This window comes from Pseudomonas sp., assembly GCF_002796985.1.
Classification (GTDB): Bacteria; Pseudomonadota; Gammaproteobacteria; order Pseudomonadales; family Pseudomonadaceae; genus Pseudomonas.
In genome coordinates, this window is record NZ_PEKX01000020.1 from 24,653 (window position 1) to 36,385 (window position 11,733).

Consider the following 11,733-nt stretch of genomic DNA (forward strand, 5'->3'; position numbering starts at 1 on the left):
CGCATGTTTTCCACGAGCTTCACCGTCAACGACCTGATGTTCCTGCTGCAAGGGGCCTGGGTCACCGTCAAGCTGACCGTCGGCGCCATGCTCATCGGCACCCTCGCCGGCGTCGTGCTGGGCTGGCTGCGTGCCGCCCTGCCGCGCGCCACGATGCCGGTCGGCTGGTTCCTCGACATCTTCCGCAGCGTGCCGCTGCTGATCCAGTTCGTGCTGTTCAACTCGCTGAAAAGCATCGTCGGCCTGAACTGGAGCGCCTTCACCGTCGGCTGTCTGGTGCTGGGTGTGTACGCGGCAGCGTTCTGCACCGAGATCATCCGCAGCGGCATCCTTGCCGTCGGGCCGAACATCCGCCGCGCCAGCCGCTCGCTGGGCCTCTCCTACTGGCAGGACCTGCGTTACATCGTGCTGCCGCTGGCCGCGCGAGTGGCCTTCCCCGGCTGGCTGAACCTGGTGCTGGGGGTGATGAAGGACACCGCGCTGGTCATGTGGATCGGCATCGTCGAACTGCTCCGCGCCTCGCAGACCATCGTGACGCGCATCCAGGAACCCCTGCTGGTGCTGTGCGTCGCCGGGGTCATCTATTACCTCATGAGTTGGGTCGTGGCGCGCCTTGGTGCCCGGCTGGAAAAAAGGTGGCAGGAAAATGATTGAAATCGACAACGTGCACAAAGCCTACGGCGATCTGGAAGTGGTCAAGGGCGTGAGCCTGACCGTGAAGAAAGGCGAAGTGGTCTCGATCATCGGCGGCTCGGGTTCGGGCAAGTCCACCCTGCTGATGTGCATCAACGGTCTGGAGCCGATCCAGCGCGGCAAGATCCGCGTCGACGGCATCGAGGTGCATTCCAAGACCACCGACCTGAACAAGCTGCGGCAGAAGATCGGCATCGTCTTCCAGCAGTGGAACGCCTTCCCGCACCTCACCGTGCTGGAGAACGTCATGCTCGCCCCACGCAAGGTGCTCGGCCTGTCCAAGGACGCCGCCGAGGCGATGGCGGTGAAGCAGCTCAAGCACGTGGGCCTGGGCGACAAGCTCAAGGTGTTCCCGCAGAAGCTCTCCGGCGGGCAGCAGCAGCGCATGGCGATTGCCCGCGCGCTGGCCATGTCGCCGGACTACATGCTGTTCGACGAAGCCACCTCGGCGCTCGACCCGCAACTGGTGGGCGAGGTGCTCGACACCATGCGACTGCTCGCCGAAGAGGGCATGACCATGGTCCTGGTGACCCACGAAATCCGCTTCGCCCGTGACGTGTCCGACCGCGTGGCGTTCTTCCGCGAAGGGCTGGTGCACGAGATCGGCACGCCCGACCAGGTGATCGGCAACCCGCAGCGGGCGGAGACGGCGGAGTTCCTGAGGTCGGTGAACTGATAAGAGCCCCTCACCCTAGCCCTCTCCCGCAAGCGGGAGAGGGGACCGTTCGGTGAAGGATGAAACCACAGCGTCAGCCGGCACGACCTGCCCCCTCTCCCTCTGGGAGAGGGCTGGGGTGAGGGAAGGCCGGCGGCACGGAACCAGGAGACAGCAATGCGTTCAAGCAAGATCATCCACGTGGTCAGCTGCCATGCCGAAGGCGAGGTCGGCGACGTCATCGTCGGCGGCGTCGCCCCGCCGCCGGGCGATACCGTGTGGGCGCAGTCGCGCTTCATCGCCAGCGACAACACGCTGCGCAACTTCGTCCTCAACGAACCGCGCGGCGGCGTGTTCCGCCATGTCAACCTGCTGGTGCCGCCGAAGGACCCGCGCGCGCAGATGGGCTGGATCATCATGGAGCCGGCCGACGTGCCGCCCATGTCCGGCTCCAACTCGCTGTGCGTCAGCACCGTGCTGCTCGACAGCGGCATCCTGCCGATGCAGGAACCGCAGACCCGCCTGACGCTGGAAGCCCCCGGCGGGCTGATCGAAGTGCTGGCCGACTGCAAGGACGGCAAGGTGCAGCGCGTGGAAGTGCGCAACCTGCCCTCCTTTGCCGACCAGCTCGACGCCTGGATCGAAGTGGAAGGCCTGGGCTCGCTGCAGGTGGATACCGCCTACGGCGGCGACAGCTTCGTGCTGGCCGACGCCCACGCGCTGGGCTTCACCCTGCACGCCTCGGAGGCCGCCGAGCTGGTCGCCACGGGTATGAAGATCACCCAGGCGGCGAACCAGCAGCTGGGCTTCAAGCACCCGGAAAACCACGACTGGGCGCACATCTCCTTCTGCCAGCTGACCGCTCCGGTGGAACGCGTCGACGGCGTGCTGCACGGCCGCAACGCGGTGGTCATCCGCCCCGGCAAGATCGACCGCTCGCCCTGCGGCACCGGCTGCTCGGCGCGCATGGCGGTGCTGCATGCCAAGGGCCAGCTGAAGGACGGCGAGCGCTTCGTCGGCCATTCGATCATCGATTCCAAGTTCCACTGCCGCATCGACGGCCTCACCAGCGTCGGCGGCAAACCGGCGATCCACCCGTGCATCTCCGGTCGTGCCTGGATCACCGGCACCCACCAGCACCTGCTCGACCCGAGCGATCCATGGCCCGAAGGCTACCGGCTCTCGGACACCTGGCCGAACGGCTACTGATTTCCCCCTTTCCACCCTGATTCGCCGCGTAGCGGCACCCGACGACGAAATGCTGCGGGATTTCCTTCAGACGTTTCGTATACGAAATACGACAATTGGAGACAAACATGAGCAAGAAGGTCAATTGGAGTGGCGTGTTCCCCGCGGTGACCACTCAATTCAACGACGATTACTCGGTCAACCTGGAAGCCACCCACAAGGTGATTTCCAACCTGGTACGCGACGGCGTCTCGGGCCTGGTGGTGTGCGGCAGCGTGGGCGAGAACACCTCGCTGTCGATCGAGGAGAAGATGGCCGTCACCGAAGTCGCCAAGGATGCCTCCAACGGCCGCGTGCCGGTGATCTGCGGCATCGCCGAGTTCACCAGCCATGGCGCCTCCCAGGTGGCCAAGGCGGTGCAGAAGGTCGGCGTCGACGGCATCATGGTGATGCCGGCGCTGGTCTACTCCTCCAAGCCCCACGAGACCGCCGCGCACTTCCGCAGCGTGGCCACCAGCACCGACCTGCCGGTGATGGTTTACAACAACCCGCCGATCTACAAGAACGACGTCACCCCGGACATCCTCATCTCCCTGGCCGACTGCGAGAACATCGTCTGCTTCAAGGACAGCTCCGGCGACACCCGCCGCTTCATCGACGTGCGCAATGAAGTGGGCAACCGCTTCATCCTCTTCGCCGGCCTCGACGATGTGGTGCTGGAGAGCATCGCAGTGGGCGCCGAAGGCTGGATTTCCGGCATGTCCAACGTCTTCCCGCAGGAAGGCGAAACCATCTTCCGCCTGTGCAAGGCCGGCCGCTTCGAGGAAGCCATGCCGATCTACGAATGGCTGATGCCGATCCTCCACCTCGACGCCCGCCCGGACCTGGTGCAGTGCATCAAGCTCTGCGAAGAGATCGCCGGCCGCGGCACCGCGCTTACCCGTCCGCCGCGCCTGGCGCTGCAAGGGGCTGACCGCGAGCATGTGCAGACCATCATGGCCAAGGCGCTGGCGAACCGGCCGAAACTGCCGGATGTGGGGCTCTGAGTCGAGTTGTATCGAGTGCCTGGGGCAACCCTCTCCCCCGCCCTCTCCCTGAAGGGAGAGGGTTAGGGAGAGGGGCTCTCGCCCCCGCACAAATCCCACCGGAGACGACGGAACCCATCCCATGACCGCCCAGAACTTCATCGCCGGCCGCCGCGTCGGCACCGGCAGCATCCGCCTGCAGAGCCTCGACGCCAGCACCGGCGAAGCCCTGCCGCGCGACTTCCTCCAGGCCACCGAAACCGAAGTCGACGCCGCCGCCCGCGCCGCCGAAGCCGCCTTCCCGGCCTACAACGCACTGTCGCCGGAACGCCGCGCACAGTTCCTCGACGCCATCGCCAGCGAACTCGAAAGCCTCGGCGACGACTTCATCGCCACCGTCTGCCGCGAGACCGCGCTGCCCGCCGCGCGCATCCAGGGCGAGCGTGGCCGCACCGCTAATCAGATGCGCCTGTTCGCCAAGGTCCTGCGCCGTGGCGACTTCCTCGGCGCGCGTATCGACCGCGCCCTACCCGAGCGCCAGCCGCTGCCACGCCCGGACCTGCGCCAGTACCGCACCGGCGTCGGCCCAGTGGCCGTGTTCGGCGCCAGCAACTTCCCGCTGGCCTTCTCCACCGCCGGTGGCGATACCGCCGCCGCGCTGGCTGCCGGCTGCCCGGTGGTGGTGAAGGCCCACAGCGGCCACATGGCCACCGCCGAATACGTCGGCGAGGCCATCACCCGCGCCGCCGAGGCCACCGGCATGCCGGCCGGCGTGTTCAACATGATCTACGGCGCCGGCGTCGGCGAGCCGCTGGTCAAGCACCCGGCGATCCAGGCGGTTGGTTTCACCGGCTCGCTCAAGGGCGGCCGCGCGCTGTGTGACCTGGCCGCCGCGCGCCCGCAGCCGATCCCGGTGTTCGCCGAGATGAGCAGCATCAACCCGGTTCTCGTGCTGCCCGCCGCGCTGCAGGCACGCGGCGAGAAGATCGCCCGCGAGCTGGCGGACTCGGTGGTACAAGGCTGCGGCCAGTTCTGCACCAACCCCGGCCTGGTGATCGGCATTGCCTCGCCGGCGTTCAGCCTGTTCGTCGCCAGCCTGATCAGCGAAATCGGCCAGCGCCCGGCGCAGACCATGCTCAACGCCGGCACCTTGAGGAGCTACGAGAAGGGCATCGCCCGCCTGCTCAGCCACCCTGCCGTGCGCCACCTTGCCGGCCAGCCGCAGGAGGGCAAACAGGCACTGCCGCAGCTGTTCCAGGCCAAGGCCGAGCTGCTGGTGAAGGGTGAGGAATTGCTGCAGGAAGAAGTCTTCGGCCCGACCACCATCGTCGTCGAAGTGGCCGATGAAGCCGAACTGCGCCGCGCGCTGGACGGCCTGCACGGCCAGCTCAGCGCCACGCTGATCGCCGAGCCAGAGGACCTGTCGCGCTTCGCGGCGCTGGTACCGATACTGGAACGCAAGGCCGGGCGCCTGCTGATCAACGGCTACCCGACCGGCGTGGAAGTCTGCGACGCGATGGTCCACGGTGGCCCGTATCCAGCGACCTCCGACGCGCGCGGCACCTCGGTGGGCAGCCTGGCCATCGACCGCTTCCTGCGCCCGGTGTGCTACCAGAACTACCCCGACGCGCTGCTGCCCGACGCGCTGAAGGACGCCAACCCGCTGGGCATCGCGCGGTTGGTGGATGGCGAGACGACGCGGGATTCCGTCTCCCGCTGAGGGTTCGTCGACGCGGGAGTGAACTGTCGGCCAGTCCCGCGCCGATGCTCAGCCCCGGCCTTGCGCCGGGGCTTTTTTATGCACAGCGTTTGCTCTTCGTAGGGCGCATAACGCGCCAGCGTCATCCGCCGAGCCGTGCTCTTCGTAGGAGCGAGCTTGCTCGCGAACCAACCTCCGCTGCGAGGGCAGGGTTCGCGAGCAATAACGATGGCGTCCTCCTCGCTCCTACAAGAAGGCAGCGCTACTCCAGCAACTTGCGCAAATCGGCATACAGCGAATCGCTGATCTCCACACCCTCTGCCAGGCTGCGTTTACGCGCCGCGAAACGCCGCTGGGACGGCAACCGCGCGCCCATGTCGACGATGGACTCGAACAGTTTCTCCGCCCGCGCCAGGTGCTGCGGAGCGTCCGCACCGAGGAAGCGTGCAGGATCGAAGGCGATCAGCAACTCGCCATGGTACGGCGAGGACTTGGTCCCCTCATCGAACACCGAGGCTTCAGCGCTGGTCAGGTCACCGATCAAAGGCCCGGCGATCAGCTCGACCATGGTCGCCAGCGCCGAGCCCTTGTGCCCGCCAAAGGTCAGCATGGCGCCATCGAGCACGGCGCTGGGGTCAGTACTCGGGTTGCCCTGGGCATCGATGCCCCAACCCAGCGGAATCGCCTTGCCCTCGCGCTCATGCAACTGGATTTCCCCGCGCGCCACCACCGTGGTGGCGAAGTCGAACACATAGGGATCGTTGTCCCCACGCGGCCAGCCGAAAGCAATGGGGTTGGTGCCGAACAACGGCCGCGTCCCGCCCGCTGGCGCCACATAGGCCTGGGCCGGGGTGACCGCCAGCGCGACCAGGCCCTGGGCGGTGATCCGCTCGATCTCCACCCACAGGGCCGAGAAGTGCACGCAATGGTTGATCGCCAACGCAGCCAGGCCCTGGCTGCACGTTTTCTCCACCAGTTTCGGCAGGCCGAGGTCAAAAGCGCATTGCGAGAAGCCGCCCTTCGCGTCCACGCGCACCAGCGCCGGAGCTGGTTCCGACAATTCCGGCACAGCATCGGGCACCACTTTGCCGGCACGCACCGTATGGATGCAGCCGAGCAGCCGCCACACGCCATGGGACGTGCAGCCATCGCGCTCGCCGGCCAGCACGGTATCGGTCACCGCCTGCACATGGGGCTCGCTGAAGCCGTTGTGGCGCAGGATCGCCACCGACAGTTCGCGCAATTCATCCAGAGTCAGTTGGGTCACAGGTCACTCCTTGGCAGGCAGATCAGGAAAAGCATCGGGCGCAGCAGCAGCGCATCCCCCAGGCTCCCACTACTTTGACGCTTCGTGACGGTCGCGGCTTGCTTGCGATCCGCCTGGTCGACGACGAAATCGGCATAGCCAAAGAAATATCCTGAAACATTCCCTCTTCACATCTGGCTCAGCCAGAACTGAACAACACCAAAACCACAGAGTTCAATCCGAAAAAAGACCGCCACAACAAGTAAAAGCTCACCCTCATATATCTAATTTTCCCACAGCAAAGTTCCAAGCCACCCCAAACTTTCCCGCCAAAAATAACAACTCTTTCAACATCTCCAGAATCATCTTTTCCGCACGCCGGCAGGACCACTGCAAGTCCAGTCCACCCCTTAGCATTGACGCAAACAAAAAGGCCAACAGGCCTGTTTCAACTCCCGTTCCCAAAATTATTTCGAGCGTATAGATATGGAAAAGAAACTAGGAAATATCCGAAACAAAGGTTATTCAAATCAGCAAGACGATAATCTCTATCCCGCGCAACCCATGACAACGCAATGGAACTCGCAGTCCGCCGCCGCAAACTTCGGTGCAACGGCTTGGGGGGCTCAGACGCTGTATACCACTACCGTACCAACGGCCATGGTCAAGGCGACCATCACCGGCGCCACCGACAAGGTCGGCCCGGTACAGGGTGAACTGGCCAACGGCGCTACCACCGATGACACCCGCCCAGGATTCCACGGCACCGGAACCCCCAACGAGCAGGTCAAGCTGACGGCCGTCGGCTACTACGCCGATGGCACCCCCAACCACGTGGTCATCGATCTGGGTAAAGCACTGGTCCAGCCCGACGGCACCTGGCACTTCACCTCGCCAGCCACTATTCCCAACGGCATCTACGAGATCCATCTCGGCGAATTGGGCAACCGCGAGAGCGAGGCCTTCCGTCTGGTCATCGACAACCCGTCGATGCCGCCGGCTCCGCAGCAGAACCCTGTGGATACCGTCGTTCTGGGCGCCATCGACGACAGCGGGGCAAGCATCACCAACCTGCCCCAGGGTGCGACGACCCACGACGCCAGCCCAACCTTGTTCGGTACGGCTCAGCCCGGCACGGTACTGCATGTATTAGCGGTGCAATTGAGCGAAAATGGCTCCTTCATCGGCCAGACTGTTCTGGGTGATGCCCAGGTTCAGGCGGATGGTTCCTGGCAGTTCAGCGTTCCGCCGCTGGCACAGGAAGGTCAGTATCTGTTCCAGGTCGAAGGCACGAACTCGTACGCCTCATTTGCCCTGAATTACACCAGTGGGGATGCCCCGCTCCATCTGGAGCCAGCCATCACTGGTGTCGTTGACCACTACGGTCCGGTTCAAGGCGAACTGAGCAACGGTGCTACCACCGACGATATCCGTCCGGCCTTCCATGGCACCGGCACTCCAGGCGAACTGATCATGATCAGTGCCGTGGCTGTCGACGTGAATGGCATCCCGGCGAACGCCGCCCTCGACCTCGGCCAGGCCCTGGTGCAGGCCGATGGTACCTGGCAGTTCACCTCGTCTTACCCACTCGCCAACGGCACCTACGACTTCCATGCCGGCCAGGGCACCGGGAGTGAAGCCTTCCGTCTGGTGATCGACAACACCGGCGCCGTACCGCAACCGGAGCCTCAGCCAGAGCCGCAGCCACAACCGGAACCGGAACCGCAACCGCAACCGCAACCGCAACCAGAGCCGCAGCCGGAACCCGTGCCGAGCAAGGCCGCCATCACTGGCGCCGTCGACCATGTCGGTCCGGTACAGGGTGAACTGGCCAATGGCGCCACCACCGACGATATCCGTCCGACCTTCCACGGTACCGGCACCCCCGGCGAACTGGTCATGATCAATGCCGTCGCCGTCGCCGTGGATGGCATCCCGGCGAACGCCACGCTCGGCCTCGGTCAGGCCACGGTTCAGGCCGATGGCAGCTGGCACTTCAGCACTGCCTATCCGCTGGTCAACGGTACCTACGACTTCCAGGTCGGCCAGGGTGATGCGTTCCGTCTGGTGATCGACAACACCGGCGCAGTACCGCAGCCAGAACCGCAGCCGCAACCTGAGCCACAGCCCGAGCCGCAGCCGGAACCGCACCCGGGCATGATCAATGCCGTCATCACCGGTGCCATCGACAACGTTGGCCCGGTGACCGGCGAGCTGGGTAACCATGCCACCACCGATGACTCCGCTCCCACTTTCCACGGTCTCGGCAACCCGGGCGAAGCACTGGCGCTGACCGCCATCGGTGTCGGCATAAACGGCAAACCCACGGGTGAAGTGATCAAGCTGGGCATGGCCGTGGTAGACGCCGATGGCACCTGGAGCTTCACCTCGAAGCTCCCGCTCAGCTACGGCAGCTACGACATCCATGTCGGCAACGGCCCCCAGGTCGAGCCCTTCCGCATTACCTACGAAGACGGGCACATGGCTCAGCAGCAGGAGCCGCTCGTGCTCAACGCCCAGCAAAGCGATAGCTGGCTCGCTGGCGACAGCCACGGCGAACTCCAGTTGACGCTCAAGAGCGGTGCAACGGAGCAGCCGCAAAGCAACGCATCCCTGCCGCAACTGGGCAACGTGCTGGAAATGGACGCCGGCCAACTGCAGTGGGGCGCTCAGCAGAACACCCACGAAGGCCAGTTCGCCCACTCCAGCGCCGCGTTCGACGCGCGTCCAACCATGCTGGAAGAGCTGAACACCTTCAACGCCCACGTGGTTTAAGCCACAAGCCCGGCGGCGGCCCTTCGGCCGTCGCCGGCTGACTGATCCCCATCTCGCCCCGTCCCCCATCAGGAATATCCCCGATGGGATACCGGGGCTTTTTTCCACCGCCGCGACACTCCGCCACTGCCAGCCGGCCTATTCAGCCCCGCTGGCCAGCCACCGTCGTGGCCCACCGCACAGGCCACACAGCGATGCTTACCGCCCGACCATCCGCTCGTCCGAAGGATTGGCCCCACGTTGCTTGGGCCATTTCAGCGCATCAGGTAAACTTCCGCATCTTTGCCTTCTCATAACGATCAGCCTGATGCCCACGACGTTTCACGAGATTCCCCGCGCGCGCCCCGCCACGCCCCTGCTCGACCGCGCCAGCACGCCGGTAGAGCTGCGTCGGCTGGGCGAAGCGGAGCTGCTGACCCTCGCTGACGAGCTGCGCCAGTACCTGCTGTACAGCGTCGGCCAGACTGGCGGGCACTTCGGCGCAGGCCTGGGCGTGATCGAGCTGACGGTCGCCCTGCACTACGTCTTCGACACCCCGGACGACCGCCTGGTGTGGGACGTGGGCCATCAGGCCTACCCGCACAAGATCCTCACCGGTCGCCGCGAGCGCATGGGCAGCCTGCGCCAGAAGGACGGCCTCGCCGCCTTCCCGCGTCGTTCGGAAAGCGAGTACGACACCTTCGGCGTCGGTCATTCCAGCACCTCCATCAGCGCTGCCCTCGGCATGGCCATCGCCGCGCGCATGCAGGGCTCGGGGCGCAAATCGGTGGCGGTGATCGGCGACGGCGCACTGACCGCCGGCATGGCCTTCGAGGCGCTCAACCACGCGTCGGAGGTCAAGGCCGACATGCTGGTGATCCTCAACGACAACGACATGTCGATCTCCAACAACGTCGGCGGCCTGTCCAACTACCTGGCCAAGATCCTCTCCAGCCGCACCTACAGCAGCATGCGCGAAGGCAGCAAGAAGGTGCTCTCGCGCCTGCCCGGCGCCTGGGAAATCGCCCGCCGCACCGAGGAATACGCCAAGGGCATGCTGGTCCCCGGCACGCTCTTCGAGGAGCTGGGCTGGAACTACATCGGCCCCATCGACGGCCATGACCTGCCGACCCTGATCGCCACTCTGCGCAACATGCGCGACCTCAAGGGTCCGCAGTTCCTGCATGTGGTGACCAAGAAGGGCAAGGGCTTCGGCCCGGCCGAGATCGACCCGATCGGCTACCACGCCATCACCAAGCTGGAGCCCGAGGGCGCCCCCGCCCACGCCGTGCCGAAACCGGCCGGCGGGCCGAAATACTCCAGCGTGTTCGGCCAATGGTTGTGCGACATGGCCGCGAGTGACCCGCGCCTGGTCGGCATCACCCCGGCGATGAAGGAAGGCTCCGACCTCGTCGCCTTCGCCGACAGATTCCCGGACCGCTACTTCGACGTTGCCATCGCCGAGCAGCACGCCGTGACCCTGGCGGCCGGCATGGCCTGCGACGGCGCCAAGCCGGTGGTGGCGATCTACTCCACCTTCCTGCAGCGCGGTTACGACCAACTGATCCATGACGTCGCGGTGCAGAACCTCGACGTGCTGTTCGCCATCGACCGCGCCGGCCTGGTGGGCGAAGACGGCCCGACCCACGCCGGCAGCTTCGACCTCTCCTACCTGCGCTGCATCCCCGGCATGCTGGTGATGACCCCCAGCGACGAGAACGAACTGCGCAAGCTGCTCACCACCGGCCATCACTTCGAAGGCCCGGCGGCGGTGCGCTACCCGCGCGGCACCGGCCCCAACGCGCCCATCGAGGCAACGCTGGAACCGGTAGAAATCGGCAAGGGCGTGCTGCGCCGCGAAGGCAAGGCCGGCAAGGTCGCCTTCCTGGTGTTCGGCGTGCAACTGGCCGAAGCGCTGAAAGTCGCCGAGCAGTTCGACGCAACCGTCGCCGACATGCGCTTCGTCAAGCCGCTGGACGAGGAACTGGTGCGCCAGCTGGCCGCCAGCCACGAACTGCTGGTGACCCTCGAAGAGAACTCGGTGATGGGTGGCGCCGGCGCCGCCGTCAGCGAATTCCTCGCTCGCGAGAATCTCCAGCAGCCGATCCTGCACCTGGGCCTGCCGGACTACTACGTCGAGCACGCCAAGCCGGCGCAGATGCTCGCGGAGTGCGGGCTAGACGCCGCCGGCATCGAGGCCTCGGTGAAAGCGCGCCTGGAGGCACTCGGCAAGCGCTGAGACCGATCGGCGTCTCCCTCGCCGGGAGTATTGCCAGTGACGGGCGCACCGACTAAGGTGCGCCCGTTTTCGTTCGAGGTAACGGGAAGCAGGTGAAAGACCTGCGCTGCCCCCGCAACGGTAACCGACGCACTCCTCACGGAGCGCAGCATCGCCATCCGCCACTGCATTTAGCGGGAAGGCGGCGATGTGACGTCGGCAGCCCGGAGACCGCCCTCGACACGCCCCGACAGG

At 65.6% G+C, this 11,733-nt stretch carries 8 protein-coding genes and 1 riboswitch; of the genes, 7 read left to right on the top strand and 1 reads right to left on the bottom strand.

The window, feature by feature from the left end; translation table 11 throughout:
* Positions 1 to 3 precede the first annotated feature (3 nt).
* From CTR55_RS22510 to CTR55_RS22530, 5 genes are all read left to right on the top strand, one after another.
* A complete protein-coding gene (locus CTR55_RS22510; RefSeq protein WP_296289520.1) occupies positions 4 to 654 on the top strand; it encodes an amino acid ABC transporter permease in 651 nt (216 codons plus the stop codon).
* Positions 647 to 1,369: an amino acid ABC transporter ATP-binding protein gene (locus CTR55_RS22515; protein WP_296289521.1), complete on the top strand. Its 723-nt coding sequence runs from the start codon at positions 647 to 649 to the stop codon at positions 1,367 to 1,369. Before CTR55_RS22510 ends, CTR55_RS22515 begins: the two co-directional genes overlap by 8 nt.
* Before the next feature lie 156 nt (positions 1,370 to 1,525).
* Positions 1,526 to 2,557, top strand: coding sequence for a proline racemase family protein (locus CTR55_RS22520; RefSeq protein WP_296289523.1), 1,032 nt, complete (start codon positions 1,526 to 1,528; stop codon positions 2,555 to 2,557).
* 107 nt (positions 2,558 to 2,664) lie between these two features.
* Positions 2,665 to 3,582: a dihydrodipicolinate synthase family protein gene (locus tag CTR55_RS22525; protein ID WP_296289525.1), complete on the top strand. Its 918-nt coding sequence runs from the start codon at positions 2,665 to 2,667 to the stop codon at positions 3,580 to 3,582.
* Positions 3,583 to 3,703: 121 nt separating this feature from the next.
* Positions 3,704 to 5,281, top strand: a complete 1,578-nt coding sequence (locus CTR55_RS22530) for an aldehyde dehydrogenase (NADP(+)) (RefSeq protein WP_296289527.1) — start codon at positions 3,704 to 3,706, stop codon at positions 5,279 to 5,281.
* 241 nt (positions 5,282 to 5,522) lie between these two features.
* Here CTR55_RS22530 and CTR55_RS22535 read toward each other — a convergent pair whose 3' ends face one another.
* A complete protein-coding gene (locus tag CTR55_RS22535; protein ID WP_296289528.1) occupies positions 5,523 to 6,527 on the bottom strand; it encodes an Ldh family oxidoreductase in 1,005 nt (334 codons plus the stop codon).
* 639 nt (positions 6,528 to 7,166) lie between these two features.
* On the opposite strand from CTR55_RS22535, the gene CTR55_RS22540 reads away from it, so the two are divergent.
* On the top strand, positions 7,167 to 9,281 hold the full coding sequence (locus CTR55_RS22540) for an Ig-like domain-containing protein (protein ID WP_296289530.1): 2,115 nt from the start codon (positions 7,167 to 7,169) through the stop codon (positions 9,279 to 9,281).
* A gap of 307 nt (positions 9,282 to 9,588) precedes the next feature.
* Positions 9,589 to 11,499 (top strand): 1-deoxy-D-xylulose-5-phosphate synthase, encoded by a 1,911-nt coding sequence (dxs, locus tag CTR55_RS22545; protein WP_296289532.1) that lies wholly within the window; start codon positions 9,589 to 9,591, stop codon positions 11,497 to 11,499.
* Positions 11,500 to 11,536: 37 nt separating this feature from the next.
* A riboswitch (cobalamin riboswitch) is annotated at positions 11,537 to 11,733 on the top strand.

What these genes read in the sequence shown, in the direction of transcription:
- CTR55_RS22510 (WP_296289520.1), top strand. Translation starts at nt 4, where the DNA reads ATGTTTTCCACGAGCTTCACCGTCAACGACCTGATGTTCCTGCTGCAA.
- CTR55_RS22515 (WP_296289521.1), top strand. Translation starts at nt 647, where the DNA reads ATGATTGAAATCGACAACGTGCACAAAGCCTACGGCGATCTGGAAGTG.
- CTR55_RS22520 (WP_296289523.1), top strand. Translation starts at nt 1,526, where the DNA reads ATGCGTTCAAGCAAGATCATCCACGTGGTCAGCTGCCATGCCGAAGGC.
- CTR55_RS22525 (WP_296289525.1), top strand. Translation starts at nt 2,665, where the DNA reads ATGAGCAAGAAGGTCAATTGGAGTGGCGTGTTCCCCGCGGTGACCACT.
- CTR55_RS22530 (WP_296289527.1), top strand. Translation starts at nt 3,704, where the DNA reads ATGACCGCCCAGAACTTCATCGCCGGCCGCCGCGTCGGCACCGGCAGC.
- CTR55_RS22540 (WP_296289530.1), top strand. Translation starts at nt 7,167, where the DNA reads ATGGTCAAGGCGACCATCACCGGCGCCACCGACAAGGTCGGCCCGGTA.
- dxs (WP_296289532.1), top strand. Translation starts at nt 9,589, where the DNA reads ATGCCCACGACGTTTCACGAGATTCCCCGCGCGCGCCCCGCCACGCCC.